The sequence below is a fragment of the Paraburkholderia sp. EG304 genome, assembly GCF_046543485.1.
GTDB lineage: Bacteria > Pseudomonadota > Gammaproteobacteria > Burkholderiales > Burkholderiaceae > Paraburkholderia > Paraburkholderia youngii.
The window spans coordinates 186,454-205,021 of sequence record NZ_JBKGUA010000010.1 but is presented as its reverse complement, the minus strand read 5'-3'; the positions used below and the strand labels follow the sequence as shown (position 1 = coordinate 205,021).

At 63.9% G+C, this 18,568-nt stretch carries 20 protein-coding genes; 15 read left to right on the top strand and 5 right to left on the bottom strand.

Going from position 1 to position 18,568, the window contains the following annotated elements; genetic code table 11:
- The first annotated feature begins 2 nt into the window (after nt 1-2).
- On the top strand, nt 3-812 hold the full coding sequence (locus tag ACLFKU_RS15100) for an enoyl-CoA hydratase (RefSeq protein ID WP_410849610.1): 810 nt from the start codon (nt 3-5) through the stop codon (nt 810-812).
- Between the two features lie 27 nt (nt 813-839).
- Here ACLFKU_RS15100 and ACLFKU_RS15095 read toward each other — a convergent pair whose 3' ends face one another.
- The gene (locus ACLFKU_RS15095) at nt 840-1,745 is read right to left on the bottom strand and encodes an alpha/beta hydrolase (protein WP_410849609.1); all 906 of its coding nucleotides are present in this window, start codon (nt 1,743-1,745) and stop codon (nt 840-842) included.
- Nucleotides 1,746-1,983: 238 nt separating this feature from the next.
- Here ACLFKU_RS15095 and ACLFKU_RS15090 point away from each other — a divergent pair, with 238 nt between their 5' ends.
- The 6 genes from ACLFKU_RS15090 (at nt 1,984) to ACLFKU_RS15065 (ending at nt 8,342) form a co-directional block, all read left to right on the top strand.
- Complete coding sequence (locus ACLFKU_RS15090; protein ID WP_410849608.1) at nt 1,984-3,018, top strand: methionine ABC transporter ATP-binding protein; 1,035 nt, start codon at nt 1,984-1,986, stop codon at nt 3,016-3,018.
- Nucleotides 3,008-3,661, top strand: a complete 654-nt coding sequence (locus ACLFKU_RS15085) for a methionine ABC transporter permease (protein WP_410849607.1) — start codon at nt 3,008-3,010, stop codon at nt 3,659-3,661. The genes ACLFKU_RS15090 and ACLFKU_RS15085 overlap by 11 nt, the downstream gene beginning before the upstream one ends.
- A 48-nt stretch (nt 3,662-3,709) precedes the next feature.
- Entirely contained in the window at nt 3,710-4,507 is a 798-nt protein-coding gene (locus ACLFKU_RS15080; protein WP_410849606.1) for a MetQ/NlpA family ABC transporter substrate-binding protein, read from the top strand.
- Nucleotides 4,508-4,743: 236 nt separating this feature from the next.
- A complete protein-coding gene (locus ACLFKU_RS15075) occupies nt 4,744-5,493 on the top strand; it encodes an electron transfer flavoprotein subunit beta/FixA family protein (RefSeq protein WP_410849605.1) in 750 nt (249 codons plus the stop codon).
- A 13-nt stretch (nt 5,494-5,506) separates the two neighbouring features.
- Complete coding sequence (locus ACLFKU_RS15070) at nt 5,507-6,454, top strand: electron transfer flavoprotein subunit alpha/FixB family protein (protein WP_368624094.1); 948 nt, start codon at nt 5,507-5,509, stop codon at nt 6,452-6,454.
- A gap of 97 nt (nt 6,455-6,551) precedes the next feature.
- Nucleotides 6,552-8,342: an acyl-CoA dehydrogenase gene (locus tag ACLFKU_RS15065; protein ID WP_410849604.1), complete on the top strand. Its 1,791-nt coding sequence runs from the start codon at nt 6,552-6,554 to the stop codon at nt 8,340-8,342.
- Between the two features lie 140 nt (nt 8,343-8,482).
- On the opposite strand, the gene ACLFKU_RS15060 is transcribed toward ACLFKU_RS15065, so the two are convergent.
- Nucleotides 8,483-9,769, bottom strand: coding sequence for a D-amino acid dehydrogenase (locus ACLFKU_RS15060; protein ID WP_410849603.1), 1,287 nt, complete (start codon nt 9,767-9,769; stop codon nt 8,483-8,485).
- Nucleotides 9,770-9,949: 180 nt separating this feature from the next.
- Here ACLFKU_RS15060 and ACLFKU_RS15055 point away from each other — a divergent pair, with 180 nt between their 5' ends.
- On the top strand, nt 9,950-10,438 hold the full coding sequence (locus ACLFKU_RS15055; protein WP_013090122.1) for an Lrp/AsnC ligand binding domain-containing protein: 489 nt from the start codon (nt 9,950-9,952) through the stop codon (nt 10,436-10,438).
- Between the two features lie 144 nt (nt 10,439-10,582).
- Nucleotides 10,583-11,734 (top strand): PA0069 family radical SAM protein, encoded by a 1,152-nt coding sequence (locus tag ACLFKU_RS15050; protein ID WP_410849602.1) that lies wholly within the window; start codon nt 10,583-10,585, stop codon nt 11,732-11,734.
- 35 nt (nt 11,735-11,769) lie between these two features.
- On the opposite strand, the gene ACLFKU_RS15045 is transcribed toward ACLFKU_RS15050, so the two are convergent.
- Nucleotides 11,770-12,237 carry a TM2 domain-containing protein gene (locus ACLFKU_RS15045; protein WP_368586583.1) on the bottom strand — a complete coding sequence of 156 codons (468 nt, stop codon included), beginning with the start codon at nt 12,235-12,237 and terminating at the stop codon, nt 11,770-11,772.
- Nucleotides 12,238-12,434: 197 nt separating this feature from the next.
- On the bottom strand, nt 12,435-13,619 hold the full coding sequence (locus tag ACLFKU_RS15040) for a PQQ-dependent sugar dehydrogenase (RefSeq protein ID WP_410849601.1): 1,185 nt from the start codon (nt 13,617-13,619) through the stop codon (nt 12,435-12,437).
- Between the two features lie 171 nt (nt 13,620-13,790).
- Between ACLFKU_RS15040 and rpsP the strand changes: the two genes are divergently transcribed.
- The 6 genes from rpsP (at nt 13,791) to ACLFKU_RS15010 (ending at nt 18,174) form a co-directional block, all read left to right on the top strand.
- A complete protein-coding gene (gene rpsP / locus ACLFKU_RS15035) occupies nt 13,791-14,045 on the top strand; it encodes a 30S ribosomal protein S16 (RefSeq protein ID WP_013090118.1) in 255 nt (84 codons plus the stop codon).
- 134 nt (nt 14,046-14,179) lie between these two features.
- Nucleotides 14,180-14,914 (top strand): ribosome maturation factor RimM, encoded by a 735-nt coding sequence (gene rimM, locus ACLFKU_RS15030; RefSeq protein WP_368586581.1) that lies wholly within the window; start codon nt 14,180-14,182, stop codon nt 14,912-14,914.
- Nucleotides 14,915-14,939: 25 nt separating this feature from the next.
- Entirely contained in the window at nt 14,940-15,707 is a 768-nt protein-coding gene (gene trmD, locus ACLFKU_RS15025; RefSeq protein WP_410849600.1) for a tRNA (guanosine(37)-N1)-methyltransferase TrmD, read from the top strand.
- Between the two features lie 146 nt (nt 15,708-15,853).
- Nucleotides 15,854-16,240: a 50S ribosomal protein L19 gene (gene rplS / locus ACLFKU_RS15020; protein ID WP_167050256.1), complete on the top strand. Its 387-nt coding sequence runs from the start codon at nt 15,854-15,856 to the stop codon at nt 16,238-16,240.
- Between the two features lie 87 nt (nt 16,241-16,327).
- Nucleotides 16,328-17,086: an NUDIX hydrolase gene (locus ACLFKU_RS15015; RefSeq protein ID WP_410849599.1), complete on the top strand. Its 759-nt coding sequence runs from the start codon at nt 16,328-16,330 to the stop codon at nt 17,084-17,086.
- A 149-nt stretch (nt 17,087-17,235) separates the two neighbouring features.
- Nucleotides 17,236-18,174, top strand: coding sequence for a CobD/CbiB family protein (locus tag ACLFKU_RS15010; protein ID WP_368586578.1), 939 nt, complete (start codon nt 17,236-17,238; stop codon nt 18,172-18,174).
- Between the two features lie 72 nt (nt 18,175-18,246).
- Here the strand turns inward: ACLFKU_RS15010 and ACLFKU_RS15005 are convergent, their stop codons facing one another.
- A complete protein-coding gene (locus ACLFKU_RS15005; RefSeq protein WP_176380308.1) occupies nt 18,247-18,567 on the bottom strand; it encodes a DUF2007 domain-containing protein in 321 nt (106 codons plus the stop codon).
- Nucleotide 18,568 lies beyond the last annotated feature (1 nt).

The window sequence follows — 18,568 nt, the reverse complement described above, 5'->3', positions numbered from 1 at the left end:
CCATGAAAGTCAACCCCGTCAATAGCGGCGACGCGTCGCTGGTCACGATCGAACGCGACGCGTATCAGGTACCGGGCGTCGTGCGCGTAACGATGAACCGGCCCGATGCGTTCAACGCGCTGTCCGAAGCGCTGCTCGAAGAGCTTCAGCAGACGCTGACCGACATCGCGAAGACCGATGCTCGCGTGGTCGTGATCGCCGGCGCGGGCCGCGCGTTCTGCGCGGGGCACGATCTGAAGGAAATGCGCGCGGCGCCGTCGCTCGCGTACTACCAGCAGTTGTTCGCGCGCTGCACGAAGCTAATGCTGACAATCCAGCGTATGCCGCAGCCGGTGATCGCGCGCGTGCACGGCATCGCGACCGCGGCCGGCTGCCAGCTCGTCGCCATGTGCGATCTCGCGGTCGCCGCCGATACCGCGCGCTTCGCCGTTTCGGGCGTGAACCTCGGATTGTTCTGTGCGACACCATCGGTGCCGCTGTCGCGCAACCTGTCGCGCAAGGCCGCGCTCGAAATGCTGCTGACCGGCGATTTCATCGACGCTGCCGAAGCCCGCAAGCAGGGGCTCGTGAACCGCGTCGCCCCAGCCGATGCGCTCGACGACGAAGTCGCGCGGCTCGCCGCGAGCATCTGCGCGAAGCCGGTCGAAGCGGTCAGCGCGGGCAAGGGCCTGTTCTACCGCCAGCTCGAAATGGGCATCGAGGCCGCGTACCAGCTCGCCGGGCAGACGATGGCCTGCAACATGATGGACGACTCGGCGCTCGAAGGCGTGCAGGCTTTCATCGACAAACGCGCGCCGGAATGGAAGCGCTAGCCGACGGCTAGCCGGCGCCGCATCTTTTCAACTTCGTCCCACCGACCGTCTTTCGATCCAATCGACCAACGCCGCGATCACCCGATCGCGGTCGAGGTCGTTCATCGTCTCGTGATAGCTGCCCTCGTGCAGCGTGAGCGTCTTGTCAGGCGAGCCCGCGTGCTCGCCGAACGCGCGGCTGCCGTCGGGCTCGGTCAATTTGTCTTCGGTGCCATGAAACACGAGCAGCGGCATGCGCAGCCCCGCGCGGCCACGTTCGATGCGCGTCATCGCGAGCAGCAGCTCGGCGCCCGTGCGCGCCGGAATCGCGTCGTGATGCACGAGCGGATCGTTGAGATTGGCTTTGACCACCGGCTGAAGGCGCGACAGCAGCGCCGGGTCGATCTTCATCGCCGGGAAGCCCGGATAGACGCGGCTGATCACCTGGCTCAGCGCGAGCATCCATTTCGGCACATCGCGCCCCGGCGCAAGCGCGGGGCTCGACAGGATCAGACCACTCAGGCGCCGCCCGCTCGCGTCGAGACGTTCGATCGCGTACAGCGCGGCCACCGCGCCACCCATGCTGTGACCCATCAGGAATAGCGGCGCGCAGCTTTGCGCGGCGGCGTCGAGCAGCGCCTGCGCATCGAGCAGGTAGTCGTCGAAGCGTTTCACATAAACGCGCCTGCCGGGCGCGTGGCCGTGGCCGCGCAGATCGATCGCGACGAGTTCGATGCCCGCCGCGTTGAGCCGGTCCGCTACGGCCGCGTAACGGCCGGCATGCTCGGCGAGACCGTGCAGCAGCGCGACCGTCGCCCGTATCGGCCCGTTCGGCTGCCAGCGATACAGTGGCAACTCGATGCCATCGCCGGTCGTGACCGACGCGCGCTGCGGCGCGTCTTTATTAAGACTGCCGGCGCTCGCGCGCACGGTGTGGCTCGGGGAAGTCTGCATGGCGGCAGCCTGTGCGGAAGGGGGTGGCCCGATCATAGTCGCAGCGGCGCGATGCGCGCGAGCTTTGTGCATAACACGCGGCTCTAATGCCCTGTGGTTATGAAAAGATCGGAATTGATTATTAAACGGTATGTCGCCGCTGCGGTAGAATGGCGACCTTAAATCCCAATAAAAGAAACGGCGGCCGCTTGTCGGGAGCACGACGCTCGCCGGCAGCCTCCGCCGTTTTCGTTTGTCCATGATCGAAATACGCAATGTTTCCCAGCGGTTCGCCGGACCCCGGGGCTGGGTCGAGGCGCTGCACAACGTCAATCTGACAATTCCGGCGGGCGAGGTGTTCGGCATCATCGGCCGCAGCGGCGCCGGCAAGAGCACGCTCGTGCGCACGATCAACCTGCTGACGCGCCCATCCGAGGGCAACATCCTCGTCAACGGCCGCGATCTGACGACGCTGCCCGCCGCGCAACTGCGCGACGCGCGTCGCGAGATCGGTATGATCTTCCAGCACTTCAATCTGTTGTCGTCGCGCACCGTGTACGAGAACGTCGCGCTGCCGCTCGAACTGGCCGGCATGAAGCGCGACGAAATCGAGGCGAACGTGCTGCCGCTGCTCGAGCTCGTCGGTCTGTCGGCGCAGAAAGACCGTTATCCGGCGCAGATCAGCGGTGGGCAGAAGCAGCGTGTGGGTATCGCGCGGGCGCTCGCGAGCAAGCCGAAGGTGCTGCTGTCGGACGAGGCGACCTCCGCTCTCGATCCCGAAACCACGCGCGCCATTCTTGATCTGCTGAAGCGCATCAACCGCGAACTGAACCTGACGGTCGTGCTGATCACTCACCAGATGGACGTGATCAAGCAGGTCTGCGATCGCGTCGCGGTGCTCGACGCGGGCCGCGTCGTCGAACAGGGCAAGGTGATCGAGGTGTTCCTGCAGCCGCACCACGAAGTCACGCGCGCGCTGATCGGCGACGTGATCGCGCAAGATTTGCCGCCCGCCATGAAGGCGCGCGTCGCACAGCGCCTGAAGACCGGCAGCGGCCATCTGCTGCGCCTCGCGTTCACCGGTTCGGGCGTCGATCAGCCGATCCTGTCGGAGACGATTCGCCGCTACGAACTCGACTTCAATATCCTGCACGGCCAGATCGATGAAATCCAGGGGCAGGCGTTCGGCTCGCTCGCGGTTCTGGCGGGCGGCGATCCGGCCAAGGTCGCGCAGGCGATCACGTTTCTGCGCGAGCAGGGTGTCGTAGTGGAGGAGCTCTCGCATGTTGAGTGAAATGTTCGATATGTTCGTCCAGTCGTTCTGGGAGACGCTGATCATGGTCGGCATCTCCGGACTGATTGGCGCCGTGGTTGGCGTTCCGCTCGGCGTGCTGCTGTATCTGACCGACCGCCAGGGCGTGCTCGAAAACGTCGCGGTGAATCGCGTGATGGGCGTGATCGTCAATGCGGTGCGCTCCACACCGTTCATCATCCTGCTGGTCGCGGTGATTCCGTTTACGCGGCTCGTCGTCGGGTCGTCGATCGGCACCGCGGCCGCGATCGTGCCGCTGACCATCGCCGCGGCGCCGTTCATCACGCGTCTGGTCGAGACGGCGCTGCGCGAGGTCGATCGCGGGCTCATCGAGGCGGCCCAGGCGATGGGCGCGACCACCAGCCAGATCGTCTTCAAGGTGCTGCTGCCGGAATCGCTGCCGGGCGTAGTCGCCGGGTTGACGATCACGTTCGTATCGCTGGTCGGCTATTCGGCGATGGCGGGCGCGATCGGCGGCGGTGGTCTTGGCGACCTCGGTATCCGCTACGGCTATCAGCGCTTCCTGCCGGAAGTGATGCTCGCGGTCGTGCTGATCCTGATCGTGTTCGTGCAACTGGTGCAGTCGTTTGGGGATTGGCTCGTGCGTCGTTTGAGCCATAAATAAACAAGGGCGTTCGGAAGCCCGCTAATAGAGATTCGGAAAAGGTCCATCATGCAACGTCGCTTCATTCTCACGCTGGCTGCCGCGCTCGGCGCGGCAACGCTTTTCGCCACCACCGCGGCGCATGCCGACGACACGATCAAGGTCGGCGTCACCGGCGGCCCGCACGCGCAGATCATGGACGTCGTGAAGACGGTCGCCGCGAAGAACGGCCTCACCATCAAGATCGTCGAATTTTCCGATTACGTGCAGCCGAACGCGGCGCTCGCGAGCGGCGATCTGGACGCGAACAGCTATCAGCACGACCCGTACTTGCAGGCGCAGGTGAAGGACCGTGGCTACAAGCTGATCCGTATCGCCGATACGGTCACGTTCCCGATGGGCATCTACTCGAAGAAGGTGAAGTCGCTCGCCGAACTGCAGCCGGGCGCGAAGATCGCCGTGCCGAACGACCCGACCAACGGCGGCCGCGCGCTTCTGTTGCTGCAGAAGCAGGGCTTGCTGAAGCTGCGCGCCGATGCCGGCCTGAAGGCGACGCCGCTCGACATCGTCGACAATCCGAAGAGGCTGAAGATCGTCGAGCTCGATGCGGCGCAGATTCCGCGTTCGCTGGGCGACGTCGATGCCGCCGCGATCAACACCAACTTCGCGATGGAAGCAGGCCTCAAGCCGAAGCAGGACGCGATCGCCATCGAAGACCCCAAGGGTCCGTACGTGAACGTGATCGCGATTCGCGAAGCGGACAAGAACAAGCCGTGGGTCGCGAAGCTCGTCGCGGCGTACCACTCGCCGGAAGTGAAGCAGTTCGTCGACAGCAAATTCGGCGGCTCGGTGATCACTTCCTGGTGATGCGATGGTCCACGGACCTGGCAGAACACGACGGCAATGCGAAATTAGAGGTCGGAGTCGGAACCCGGGGTTGTCTCCCGGGTTTTTTAGAGATTAAAATAGAACGATCGTTCGATATTGCCGTCAAGCCGCGGAGGAGCGATATCCTTCCGCAAAGCGCCCGCGACACGGCTGCCATGAGGGCAGTCGCTATAATGTTTGTCGGGTTGACGTATTCGTAACTTTGGAGCGTGTGCATGAAAATTCTGGTGCCAGTGAAAAGAGTGGTCGACTACAACGTGAAGGTCCGCGTGAAATCGGACGGTACGGGCGTCGATATTGCGAACGTGAAAATGTCGATGAATCCGTTCGACGAAATCGCGGTTGAAGAAGCCGTGCGTCTGAAGGAAGCGGGCGTCGCGACCGAGGTGATCGCCGTGTCGGCCGGTGTCACGCAATCGCAGGAAACGCTGCGCACCTCGCTCGCGATCGGCGCGGACCGCGCGATCCTGATCGAATCGAACGAAGACCTGCAGCCGCTGGCCGTTGCCAAGCTGCTCAAGGCGCTGGTCGACAAGGAACAGCCGCAGCTGGTAATCCTCGGCAAACAGGCCATCGACGACGACTCCAACCAGACCGGCCAGATGCTCGCCGCGCTCGCGAACCTGCCGCAGGCGACGTTCGCGTCGAAGGTGGTCGTGGCGGACGGCAAGGCGACGGTGTCGCGCGAAGTGGATGGCGGCGCGGAAACGCTGTCGCTGACGCTGCCGGCCGTGGTGACGACCGATCTGCGCCTGAACGAGCCGCGCTACGTGACGCTGCCGAACATCATGAAGGCCAAGAAAAAGCCGCTCGAAACGGTGAAGCCCGAAGACCTCGGCGTGGATGTCACGCCGCGTCTGAAGACGCTGAAAGTCGCCGAGCCTCCGAAGCGCTCCGCCGGTGTGAAGGTGCCGGACGTAAAGACGCTGGTCGAGAAGCTGAAGAACGAAGCCAAGGTGCTGTGAGGAGACGCAAGAAATGACGAATCTGGTAATTGCAGAACACGACAATGCGTCGATCAAGGCCGCGACGCTGAATACGATCGCAGCGGCACAGAAGATCGGCGGTGAGATTCACGTGCTGGTCGCGGGGCATAACGCGCAGGCTGCTGCCGATGCCGCAGCGAAGATCGCCGGCGTCAGCAAGGTACTGCTCGCCGACGCGCCGCAACTCGAAGCGGGTCTCGCGGAAAACGTCGAAGCGACGGTGCTGACGCTTGTGCAGGATGCGGCCAGGAACTACACGCACATCCTCGCGCCGGCTACCGCGTACGGCAAGAACGTCGCGCCGCGGATCGCCGCGAAGCTCGACGTCGCGCAGATCAGCGACATCACCGCGGTGGACAGCGCCGACACGTTCGAGCGTCCGATCTACGCGGGCAACGCCATTGCGATCGTGCAATCGGCTGATCCGATCAAGGTCATCACCGTGCGCTCGACCGGTTTCGACGCCGTCGCGGCCGAAGGCGGCAGCGCAGCGGTCGAAAAGATCGAAGCCGCAGCCGACGCAGGCATCTCGCAATTCGTGAGCCGGGAAGTGACGAAGCTCGATCGGCCGGAACTGACGAGCGCGAAGATCATCGTGTCGGGTGGCCGGGGCCTCGGCAATGGCGAGAACTACACGAAGGTGCTCGAGCCGTTGGCCGACAAGCTCGGCGCGGCGCTGGGCGCATCGCGCGCAGCCGTCGACGCGGGCTTCGTGCCGAACGACTATCAGGTCGGCCAGACCGGCAAGATCGTCGCGCCGCAACTGTACGTCGCGGTCGGCATCTCGGGTGCGATCCAGCATCTCGCCGGTATGAAGGACTCGAAGGTCATCGTCGCGATCAACAAGGACGAAGAAGCGCCGATCTTTAGCGTGGCCGACTACGGCCTCGTCGGCGATCTGTTCGCCCTCGTGCCGGAACTCGTGAAGGAACTCGGCTAAGCGCCGCGGCGGCTGAAACAGGCCGCCGAAAATAAGCGAAGGGCGCAGGACCGACCGAGTCCCGCGCCCTTTTTGCATATCAAGGGAGGAAACCGAAATGAGCTATACGGCGCCCATCAAGGACATGCTGTTCGTGATGAAAGAACTGGCCGGACTCGAAGACATCGCGAAGCTGCCCGGCTTCGAAGACGCAAACCTCGACACGGCGCGGGCCGTGCTCGGCGAGTCGGCGAAACTGTGCGGCGAAGTGCTGGCGCCGTTGAACGTCGACGGCGATCGCAACCCGAGCAGCTGGAAGGATGGCGTCGTCACCGCGACGCCCGGTTTCAGAGACGCGTTCCGCCAGTTCACCGAAGGCGGCTGGCAGGGTGTGCAGCATCCGCTCGACTATGAAGGGCAGGGGCTGCCGAAGCTGATCGGGACGCCATGCGTCGAAATGCTCAACGCGTCGAATCTGTCGTTCGCGTTGTGTCCTTTGCTGACCGACGGCGCGATCGAAGCACTCTTGACCGCCGGCAGCGAAGCGCAGAAACAGACCTTCGTGCCGAAGCTGACCTCGGGCGAATGGACCGGCACGATGAACCTGACCGAGCCTCAGGCGGGCTCGGATCTCGCGCTCGTGCGCACGCGCGCCGAGCCGCAGGCCGACGGTTCGTTCAAGCTGTTCGGCACGAAGATTTTCATTACCTGGGGCGAGCACGACATGGCGAAGAACATCGTCCATCTCGTCCTTGCGCGCACGCCCAACGCGCCCGATGGTGTAAAGGGCATTTCGCTGTTCCTCGTGCCGAAGTTTCTCGTCAACCAGGACGGCTCGCTCGGTGAGCGCAACGATGTGCATTGCGTGTCGATCGAGCACAAGCTCGGCATCAAGGCGAGCCCGACCGCGGTGCTGCAGTTCGGCGATCACGGCGGCGCGCTCGGCCAGCTGATCGGTGAAGAGAATCGCGGCCTCGAATACATGTTCATCATGATGAATGCCGCGCGTTTCGCGGTCGGCATGCAAGGGGTCGCGATCTCGGATCGCGCGTATCAGAAGGCGGTCGCGTATGCGAAGGAGCGCGTGCAGAGCCGTCCCGTCGATGGCTCCGCGAAGCAGTCGGTCGCGATCATCCAGCACCCGGACGTGCGCCGCATGCTGTCGACGATGCGCAGCCTTACCGAGGCGTCGCGCGCGCTCGCGTACGTCGCGGCCGCGCATTGCGATATCGCGCATCGTCATCCCGACGAAGCGACGCGCGCGAAGCATCAGGCGATCTACGAATACCTGGTGCCGATCGTGAAGGGCTGGAGCACGGAGCTGTCGATCGACGTGACGAGCCTCGGCGTGCAGGTGCATGGCGGCATGGGCTTCATCGAGGAAACCGGCGCCGCGCAGTACTACCGCGACGCGCGCATTCTGCCGATCTACGAAGGCACGACCGCGATCCAGGCCAACGACCTGATCGGTCGCAAGACGCTGCGCGACGGCGGCAAGGTCGCGAAGGAACTGCTCGCTGGCATCGCCGAAACGGTTGAAGCGCTCGGCGCGCAGCAGGGCGCGGCGTTCGCGTCGATGCGGACGCAACTCGCTGAGGGTCAGCGTGCGCTCGGCTCGGTCGTCGATTTCGTCGTCGCGAATGCGAAGGGCGATCCGAATGCGGTGTTCGCGGGCAGCGTGCCCTATCTGAAGCTCGCCGGCATCGTGTTGGGCGGCTGGCAGATGGCCCGTGCGCAGCTTGCCGCGGCGGCGAGGCGCGACGAGGATCCCGCGTTTCATGACGCGAAGATCGCGACCGCGCGGTTTTACGCCGAGCATGTGCTGCCGCAGGCGGCGGCGCTCGAAGTGGCGATCGTCAGCGCGAAGGGTGGCGAGGGCGTGCTGGCTTTGTCGGAAGACCAGTTCTGAGCATGCCTCGATGCCTGCCGCGATTGCGGCGACACCTTGAAAAACAAGCGGCGCCTCGCAAGGCGCCGTTTGTTTTTGCAGTTGCTGTTTGTTGCCGCGTGCGCTTGCGGCCAATGCCGCGTTAGCGCACGCGCTAGAACTCACGCATACGCCGGCCGATGTTCGCCCGCCGTCTCGCCGAGATAGCGATGCACCGACAGATCGTCTGCGCGAATCGCCGGTTGCTTGCCCGACATCAGGTCGGCGAGCAACTGGCCGGAGCCGCACGACATCGTCCAGCCGAGCGTGCCGTGGCCGGTGTTCAGGAACAGGTTCGGCACCGGCGTGCGGCCGACGATCGGCGTGCTGTCCGGCGTCATCGGCCGCAGACCGGTCCAGAACGTTGCCTTCGACGTGTCGCCGCCGCCCGGGAACAGGTCGTTCACCGAAAGCTCGAGCGTCTTGCGGCGCGCCTCGCGCAGTGATTTGTCGAAGCCGACGACCTCAGCCATGCCGCCCACGCGAATCCGGTCATCGAAGCGCGTGATCGCGATCTTGTAGGTCTCGTCCAGCACGGTCGACACCGGCGCGGCAGCCGAGTCGACGATCGGCGCGGTGATCGAATAACCCTTCAGCGGATAGACCGGAATCTTCACGATGCCGTCGAGGAAGCGCGTCGAGTACGAGCCGAGCGCGACCACGAACGAATCCGCGCGCACCAGTTCGCCGCCGCACTGCACGCCGGCGATGCGGCCGCCCGTCATCGCGAGCGCGTCGATCGGCGTGTTGTAGCGGAACTTGACGCCCAGCTGCTCGGCGAGCGCCGCGAGGCGCGTCGTGAACATCTGGCAGTCGCCGGTTTCGTCGCCCGGCAGGCGCAGGCCGCCGGTGAGCTTGTGCGACACCGCGGCGAGCGCCGGTTCGGCCTTGCCGAGTTGGTCGGCGCTCAGCAGTTCGTACGGCACGTTGGCTTCCTGCAGCACGGCGATGTCTTTCGCTGCGCCGTCGAACTGCTGCTGCGTGCGAAATACCTGCAGCGTGCCGCCGGTGCGGCCTTCGTACTGGATGCCGGTGTCGGCGCGCAGCGCTTGCAGGCAGTCGCGGCTGTATTCGGCGAGCCGCACCATGCGGCCCTTGTTCACCGCATAGCGCGGCGCTGTGCAGTTCTGCAGCATCTGCCACATCCATTGCAGCTGGAATGTGGTGCCGTCGAGGCGGATCGCGAGCGGCGCGTGCTTCTGGAACATCCATTTGACGGCCTTCAGCGGCACGCCCGGCGCGGCCCACGGCGACGCGTAGCCCGGCGAGATCTGGCCCGCGTTGGCAAAGCTGGTTTCGAGCGCCGGGCCGGCCTCGCGATCGATGACGGTCACTTCGTGACCGGCGCGCGCGAGGTAGTACGCGCTCGTTACACCGACGACGCCACTGCCCAAAACGACGACTCGCATAGCTGCTCCAGATATCCAAGAATTGAGTGAGGGCAACGCGCGCTTCGATGGATTCGATCTGATTCGATTCAACGAGCTGCAACGTGAGGTGAAATGCCGTCTGCCCAGTGATAACCGCTATACTATTAACAGTGAAGCAGGTTTTGTTATCGTATTTTCATCATTTTCAGCAAAAACACCATGCGTACCCAGCGCCATCCCGTGCGGGCTCTCGATAAGCTCGATCACAAGATCCTGCGGCTCCTGCAGCAAGACGGCCGTATGGCGATGAAGGACCTGGCGGAACGGGTCGGTTTGTCGGTGACGCCGTGCATCGAGCGCGTCAAGCGGATGGAGCGCGACGGCGTGATCACCGGCTACTACGCGCGCGTGAACCCGGCCGAGCTGGGCGCGGCGCTGCTGGTGTTCGTCGAGATCACGCTCGATCACAAGAGCGGCAACATGTTCGACCAGTTCCGGCGCGAGGTGCAGAAGATCCCCGAGGTGCTCGAGTGCCACCTCGTATCGGGCGATTTCGACTATCTGATCAAGGCGCGCATCGGCGAAATGGCCGATTACCGCAAGCTGCTCGGCGACATCCTGCTGCAGTTGCCGGGGGCGGTACAGTCGAAGAGCTATGTGGTGATGGAGGAAATCAAGGAGACGCTGACGATCGCGGTGACCGACTAGGTGGCCGATCGCTGACGGGATTGGCCGCGCATCTCGCGGGCAACGAAGTGCTCGACAAACGGCGTAAACACTGTATATTTATACAGGTGTTTGCGCCGTTTTCCTTTTGCACTTCCAGTTTGCGTTTGCTCTGCGTGGCCCGCCGTGGATGATCCCGACACCCCTGACATTCCCGAATTTCCGATCGCGCCGCCGGCGCCTCGCAAGGGGCGTGGTGCGGTCACGAACCTGCAAGGCCGCTATGAAGTCGACCAGCGCGAGGCCGTCGACGACGGCTGGCAGGCGGCCGGCGATGGCGGTGAGCCGAAAGTGCTGCGCACGCAGGTGTTCGAGGAGCGCGCGAAAACCATCCTCACACGCAACGCGTCGCCGGACATTCCGTTCAATGTGTCGCTGAATCCGTATCGCGGTTGCGAGCACGGCTGCATCTATTGCTTCGCGCGGCCCACGCACAGCTACCTCGGGTTGTCGCCGGGGCTCGATTTCGAGAGCCGCATCTACGCGAAAATCAACGCGCCCGAACTGCTCGAGCGGGAACTGTCGAAGAAATCATATGTGCCCGAGCCGATTGCGCTCGGCGTCGCGACAGATGCATGGCAGCCGGCCGAACGCGACTTGCGGCTTACGCGGCGGGTGATCGAGGTGCTCAGCGAGCGCAATCACCCGTTCGCGGCGATCACCAAGTCGTCGCTGATCGAGCGCGACATCGACCTGCTCGCGCCGATGGCGGAGCGCGGCCAATTCATGGCGGCGATCACCATCACCACGTTGGACGCCGACATCGCGCGCACGCTCGAACCGCGTGCAGCCACGCCGTCGCGCCGGCTACGCACGATCCGTACCCTCAGCGAGGCGGGTATTCCGGTCGGCGTCAGCATCGCGCCGGTGATCCCGTTCGTCACCGAACCGGACATGGAGCGCGTGCTCGAAGCATGCGCGGAAGCGGGCGCCAGCAATGCGAGCTATATCGTGCTGCGATTGCCGTGGGAGGTCGCGCCGCTGTTCAAGGGTTGGCTGAGCGCACACTTCCCGGATCGGGCCGAGCGCGTGATGCACCGTGTGCACGACATGCGGGGCGGCAAGGATTACGACTCGTCGTTCTCGACCCGCATGAAGGGAGAGGGCTTATGGGCCGATCTGCTCAAGCAGCGCTTTCACAAGGCCGCGCGCCGGTTGGGGCTGAGCGGACGTGACCGCGGCATTCTCGACATGTCGCAGTTTCGCCGGATCGAGTCGCCGCGCGCCGAGCAGGCAAGCGAACCGGCGCGCGACAATCCGCAACTGAGGCTTTTCTAGCGTGCGGGAATACCTGCTGGTCCCGCTACGGTGCGTTACTGCGAAATTGCTTTGGCCGCTTCGACCTGGCTTTCGAAGTAGGTCTGAAATGCGAGCGCGAGACCGGTCATCAGCAGAAACGCACCGATCAGCAGCGAAAAGATCACGACGAAAATAACGGTCCAGCCGGAGCGGCTTTTGCGTTGCGTGTGGGCGTTGAATTGCGCATCCCATTTCTGATCCGGGCGTAGCCCGTAGACGAGCGCGGCCAGAAACGCGGCGAACAGTGAAACCGCGCCGATCGACGCGAGCACCCAGCCGAGGATCGACGCGCGCTCGGTCGCGATCAGCAGCATCACGCCGGGAGTGCCGATCAGCGTGCCGAGCAGATGGGCCCAGCCGAAGATGTCCCGCATGCCATGCAGATAGAAGCGGTGGGCGCCAAGGCTGCCGAACAGGAACGCCAGCGCGGCGGTGAGCGTCTTGGATCTGAAGCGCGGGGAGGTCGAGGCAATGGTGGACATGAACGCGTGGGCAGAGTGACAGGCGGTCGAAAGGAGCGGCGCGCCGCAGGACGTGGACCGACGCGCATTCTACGCCTGCGGCGGGCGGGTGGTCACGTCGAAGGCGAGCGCCCGCGCTGAAAGCGCGGTGGCGAAACGCGCCGGACCTGGCTGAAGACTGGTGCAGCCTCTCAGCCACACGCGCATGCATCCGCGCGCTACGGCGCCGAATATGTGACGCGATAGATCGCGCCGGCGGTATCGTCGCTGATCAGTAGCGAACCGTCCGGCAGCGGCAGCACGTCGGCGGGACGGCCCCACACCGATTCGCCGGGTTGCAGCCAGCCTTCGGCAAAGACTTGCTGGCGTGCGTGGCTGCCGTCAGGGTCGGTGATCACGCGCACCACGCGGTAGCCGACCTTCTTGCTGCGGTTCCAGGAGCCGTGCTCGGCGATGAAGATGTTGTTGCGGTAGTCGGCCGGAAACATCGGGCCGTCGTAGAAGCGCATGCCAAGCGCCGCCACGTGCGCGCCAAGCTTGACCACGGGCGGCGTGAATTCGCTGCATGGATGATCCTTGCCGAACTCGGGGTCGGGCGTGTCGCCGCCGTGACAGTACGGAAAGCCGAAGTTCATGCCGACTCGTGACGCGCGGCTGAGCTTGTCGCTCGGAACGTCGTCGCCGAGCAGGTCGCGACCGTTGTCGGTGAACCACAGTTCGTGGGTGACCGGATGCCACGCGAAGCCGACCGAATTGCGGATGCCGCGCGCGACGACCTCGTAGTGGCTACCGTCTGGGTCCATGCGGCCAATCAGCGCGACGCGGTCCGGATCTCTCTGGCAAATGTTGCACGGCGCGCCTTGCGGCACGTACAGCTTGCCATCCGGGCCGAACGCGATGAATTTCCAGCCGTGATGCGTGTCGGTCGGCAGCTTGTCGGTGACGACGACCGGTTTTGGCGGATCGTTCAGGTGCGAGTCGATCGCATCGAAGCGCACGATTTTCGACACGGCCGACACGTACAGCGCGCCATCGTGCCACGCTACGCCGGTTGGCATCTGCAGCCCGGACGCGATCACGTGGCGGCCCGTCACGCGGCCGTTTCGCAGTTCCAGCGCATAGACGTGCCCATCCTCGCTGCCCACGTACAGAATGCCCTTGGGCGAGAACGTCATCGCGCGTGCGCTCGGCACGTCGTCCGACAACACCTCGATGTGAAAGCCCGGCGGTAGTTTGATTTTTTCGATGGGTAGCGCGGCGTTTGCGGTCAACGCCTGCGCGGTGAGCAACGTGGCCGCCGCCACGCGTAGAATCCGGCTGCGCGGGGTGCGCGAAACTCCAGCAAAGCGCACGAAAAAGGCAAAAAAGGCGAATCGAAACAGGAGGTTCGGCTGGCGTTGCACACGCGCTCCTTCAGATAATTCGGGCGTTTGAGCGGGGTTGCGCACCTCTTGTAGAAGGCCGGTGCGGCCCGGTTGCTCAGTTTATCCCGGTAAGTGTTTGTTATGGCGTCGGTTTCCCGCTATAATCGCGTGTTTCAGTCGTTCCGAACCCCGGTTTTCAAGGATTCTAGTATGGTCATCATCCGCTTGGCTCGTGGCGGCTCCAAGAAGCGCCCGTTCTACAACATCGTCGCCACCGACTCGCGTAGCCGTCGTGACGGCCGCTTCATCGAGCGCGTCGGTTTCTACAACCCGGTCGCTACGAAGGGCGAATCCCTGCGTATCGCTCAGGATCGCCTGACGTACTGGCAAGGTGTTGGCGCGCAACTGTCGCCGACCGTCGAGCGTCTCGTGAAGGAAGCCCAAAAGGCCCAGCCGGCTGCTTGATATGGCGGCCCGCAGGCGTATCGTCGTCGGTTCAGCCGGCGGCTCGCGCAACTCGCGTGAGCAGTCCGATGCGCGATTTGTTTTACTGAAGCAGACGCCAAAGCAGGCTGCGAAGTTGTCGTCGAGGTTATTCGATGTCTGAGCGTGATTCCGGCAGTTCTGGTACCGCCAAGGCAGCTTCGCGCGCAAAGGCGTCTGGTCAGGCGTCGTTCGGTGCATTCGTCCGCAAGCCGGTCGAACGAACCGACGGCAAGGCGAAAGAGGCGCAAGCCAACGTCGCGAACGCTGCTTCCGAAGCTGCAGAAATGCGTATCGAAACGGCGGCGAGCTGGCCGGCCGATGCGGTCGAGGTGGGCGCGATCGTCGACGCCTATGGTCTCAAAGGATGGGTCAAGGTAGCCGCGCACGCGGATGCCGGGCAGGGCGGAGACGCCTTGCTGAGCGCGCAGCGCTGGTGGTTGCTGAAAGGCCAGGAGCGCAAATCGACGCCGTCCTTGCAGGCCAAAACGCATAGCGACAGCGTGGTCGCCCGTCTGGGTGGTGTCGCTGACCGCGATGTAGCGCTGGCTTTGCGCGGCTCTCGCGTGTACATCAGCCGTAGCGAATTTCCGGCGCTCGAAGCAGATGAATTCTACTGGGTCGATTTGATCGGCCTGGACGTGGTGAATCTCGCTGGGCTCAGCCTCGGCAAGGTCGCCAGCATGATCGACAACGGCGCGCAGTCGGTGCTGCGCATCGAGTATCCGGCTACCGATAAAAGCGGCAAGCCGATCGCAGGCGAGCGTTTGATCCCGTTCGTCGGCGTCTTTGTCAAAACTGTGGACCAGACGGCTAAGCAGATCGTCGTCGACTGGGAAGCAGACTATTGAAATCTATCGTTGAGTGGGGAGAGCGATGCAGTTCGATGTCGTGACGCTCTTTCCAGAAATGTTCCGCGCGCTGACTGACTGGGGTATCACCAGCCGGGCCGCGAAGCAGCAGCGTTATGGGTTGCGTACGTGGAATCCGCGCGATTTCACGACCGACAACTACCGCACGATCGACGATCGCCCGTACGGCGGAGGCCCCGGCATGGTCATGTTGGCTCGGCCCCTCGAAGATGCGATCACGGCCGCGAAAGCGGCGCAGTCGGAGCAGGGCATCGGTGCGTCGCGCGTCGTGATGATGTCGCCGCAAGGCGCGACGCTGAATCACGAGCGCGTGATGAAGTTCGCGGCCGAACCCGGTCTGATCCTGTTGTGCGGGCGTTACGAAGCGATCGACCAGCGTTTGCTCGACCGTGTCGTCGACGAAGAAGTCAGCCTTGGCGACTTCGTGTTATCGGGCGGCGAGCTGCCCGCGATGGCGTTGATGGATGCGGTCGTGCGTCAGTTGCCCGGTGTGCTGAACGACTCGCAGTCGGCGGTGCAGGATAGTTTCGTCGAAGTGCTGCTCGATTGTCCGCACTACACACGTCCCGAGGAATACGAGGGCGTGCGGGTGCCCGATGTGCTGCTCGGCGGCCATCATGCGGAAATCGAAGCGTGGCGGCGGCGCGAAGCACTGCGCAACACGTTGAACAAACGGCCCGATCTGATCGTGAAGGCCAGAAAGAACAGAATGCTGAGCCGTGCCGACGAGGCGTGGCTCGCAAGTCTCGCGAAGGAAGAGCCGAAGGCCTGAGGCTCCGGTCTTTCGAGCGGACAAGAGGCGGTGCCGTATATGCGTGTGCGGTGCCAGATGTGAACCCATCCTCTATCGGGGCCGTAGCCCAACGCAGTAAGCGCGGGCAGGTACGAACGCCGACAAGATGGATCTAGGAGTCAGTGATGAATCTGATTGCAAAACTCGAGCAGGAAGAAATCGCGCGCGTTCTCGGCGAAAAGACCATTCCGGATTTTGGTCCGGGCGATACGGTCATCGTCAGCGTGAACGTGGTTGAAGGCACGCGTAAGCGTGTGCAGGCTTACGAAGGCGTCGTGATCGCCAAGCGTAACCGTGGTCTGAATTCGTCGTTCATCGTCCGCAAGATTTCGTCGGGCGAAGGCGTCGAGCGTACGTTCCAGACGTATTCGCCGCTGCTGGCAAGCATCGTCGTCAAGCGTCGCGGCGATGTGCGTCGTGCGAAGCTGTACTATCTGCGCGAGCGTTCGGGCAAGTCGGCTCGAATCAAGGAAAAGCTGGTCTCGAAGGACCGCGCTGCTTCCGAAGCGTAAATGCTGTAAGAAAAAGCACCCCTCGCGGGTGCTTTTTTGTTGGCCAGGTCAAAATAGCGGCATGTTCCCGCTCATCAGAGAGACCCGTTGATCCGCCCCGTCTTTGAGCCCGAAACCCTGCCTGTCATCGCGACGGGCGCCGATCTGCCACCGGTCGCGAGCGAGCGTTTGACGCCCGATGCATTGCGGGCGCGCTTCGATCGGCAACTTGCCTGGACTCCTGAGAAGATCGCCGATGCGCCGTGGCGCAACACCGACCTCGATCCACGCGTGGCCGCGGTGCTGGTGCCGCTCGTCGTGCGCGCGCGAGGCGTTACCGTGTTGCTCACGCAGCGCGCGGACCATCTGAGCGATCACGCCGGCCAGGTGAGTTTTCCCGGCGGCCGCCAGGAACCGTTCGACGCCGATGCGACTGCCACGGCGCTGCGCGAAGCGCGCGAAGAGGTGGGTCTCGACGCTTCGCGCGTCGAAGTTCTCGGCGCGTTGCCCGACTATCTGACTGGCACCGGCTTTCGCGTGTCACCGATCATCGCTCTCGTGCACCCGCCGTTCTCCCTGGAGATCGATCCGCTCGAAGTGGCCGAGGTTTTCGAAGTGCCGCTCGCGTTCCTGATGGACCCGTCCAACCATGAAGAGCGGCTGTTCCGCTACGAGGGCGGGGAGCGCCGCTTCTTCGCGATGCCGTATCCGCGCGGCGAATTGACGGTGGCTCCGGAAGCCGCCGAGCAGCACGGCCCGCAACACGCGCAGACGGTCACGCCAGCGGCCGTGCAAAGCGGCCAGCATTTCATTTGGGGCGCGACGGCTGCGATGCTGCGCAACCTGTATCGGTTCCTCGCCGCATGATTGATATGACCCGCATCGACGCGCCGACGATGCGAGTTGCGCGGACGACGCACTTGTCGGCGCTTTGTCAGCGTCCGCGTTCAGACTCATCCGACCCTGTGCTATCGTTATAAAACAATCGTAAAAACTTAAAAAGCACGGCGCATCGCATGACTTTTTTCTCCGTATTGCTGGCTCTGATCATTGAACAGGTACGCGCGCTCTCGCCGAACAATCCGGTGTCCGCGTTGCTTCAATACCATGCGGAGTCGGCGGCGCACGGATTCGATGCCGGCAAGCAACGTCACGGTCTGCTCGCGTGGCTCGTCGTGGTGGTGCCTTGGACGCTGGCGGTCGCGCTCGTCTACTACGTGCTGTATCACATTCACTTCATGCTCGCGTTCCTGTGGAACGTCGTGGTGCTTTACTTCACGCTCGGCTTTCGGCAGTTCAGCCATTACTTCACCGACATCCATCTCGCGTTGAACAACGATGACGTCCCGCACGCGCGCGAAATTCTCAACGAATGGACCGGGCTCGAGACAGTCGACATGCCGGTCAGCGAAATCGTGCGTCACACGCTGATTCACGCGGTGGTCGCGTCGCATCGCCACGTGTTCGGCGTGTTCTTCTGGTTCCTGATTCCGGTCGGTCCTGCCGGCGCGGTGCTGTACCGTTGCGCGGAATACCTCGCGCGCGCATGGGCGCGGCCGGCCGACGACCGCACCGTCGCGTTTTCGAGCTTCGCGCAGCGTGCGTTCTTCGTGATCGACTGGGTGCCGGCGCGGCTGACGTCGCTGGGCTTTGCGATCGTCGGCAATTTCGAGGATGCGATTTACGCGTGGCGCAATCATGCGCGGCAGTGGCCCGATACGAACGACGGCGTGTTGCTCGCCGCGGGCAGCGGGGCGCTCGGCGCGCGCCTGGCCGGGCCACTCGCGGAGCCGTCGAGCCTCGACGCGCTCGCCACTGGCGATGGCGGTCCGATGCAAGTCGGCGACGACTGCACGCCGCGCACGCTGCAATCGGCGGTGGGCCTCGTGTGGCGCGCGGTCGTGCTGTGGATGATCCTGCTGTTGATGCTGACCATCGCGGTGTGGCTCGCCTGAAGCGGCCCACGCACGCGCGCAGCGCAAGAAAAAGCCGGGCATTACCCGGCTTTTTCAATTCCCGACGACGCTTCACCCCTTCAACGGATCGCGCACGGTCCCGCACTGCCAGCATACGGTGAACTGCGCCTCGAGCATCTCGCCGCACTGCTGACATTGCCATTGCGGCGCGCCTGGCGCCGGTCCTCGCGACGCCGCTTCGATCAGCCGCCGCGCGACCGCCTCATCGCGTTCATCGACCAGCCACAGCTCCGGGGCGCATTGATCGGCCGGAATCTCGCCGAGCGCGCCGTTCAGATAGCGGTTATGCAGCTCGCACGCGATGCCCGCGGTCTCCAGCACATTGACCCAATGCTGTCCGATGATCAGGTTCGGCGCGCGCATCAGTTTCATG